At 44.3% G+C, this 653-nt stretch carries 2 pseudogenes; both read left to right on the forward strand.

The annotated features are described in order from the left end of the window. A pseudogene (locus GMD1S_RS08635) lies at window positions 1-321 on the forward strand (DNA helicase); the annotation flags it as partial. Then, window positions 322-653: pseudogene (locus GMD1S_RS08640) on the forward strand (primosomal protein DnaI); the annotation flags it as partial.

The following is a 653-nucleotide window of genomic DNA, read 5'->3' on the forward strand; positions in this document are numbered from 1 at the left end:
TTGGATGAAGTCATCAATATCGTCTTGCTTCTAACCTTTAACAAGGTTGATTCGGCCAATGTCAATGAGAAATATGCCATGAAGGTCGCCAATGACTATGCTTATCAAAAAATTCGGACAGCAGAAGAGGCTGTGCTTCGGATTCGAGAGCGTCAGCAAAAAGGCCAGGAAGACCAGAAATCGAAAACTAGCTCGACTAAGAGCAATGTTCCCAAGTGGAGTAATCCCGAATACAAGAATCAAACCAGTGAGGAAACTCGTCTGGAATTAGAACGCAAAAAACAAGAAATGTTAGCCCGATTAGAAGGAGGAGGAGACTAGATGGAAAGTGTTGGTGATGTAATCAAACGTCAGACAAGTCGTTTTCAGTATCAGGACTTGGTCCAGCAGATCATGAAGGACCCCGATGTAGCGGCTTTTATCCAGAAAGAATCCCTCAGCCCAGAGGAGTTGAATCGTAGCGTCTCCAAGTTCAACCAATATATCACAGAACGGGATAAGTTTCTTCGTGGGGATGCGGACTATATAGCGCGTGGCTACAAGCCTATCTTGGTTATGAATCACGGATATGCGGATGTGTCTTATGAAGAAACACCAGAACTAATCGCGGCTGAAAAAGAGGCGGCAATCAAGAATCGTCTCAAGTTGATCAA

Origin of the sequence: Streptococcus sp. GMD1S (assembly GCF_000296875.1) — a bacterium.
Classification (GTDB): Bacteria; Bacillota; Bacilli; order Lactobacillales; family Streptococcaceae; genus Streptococcus.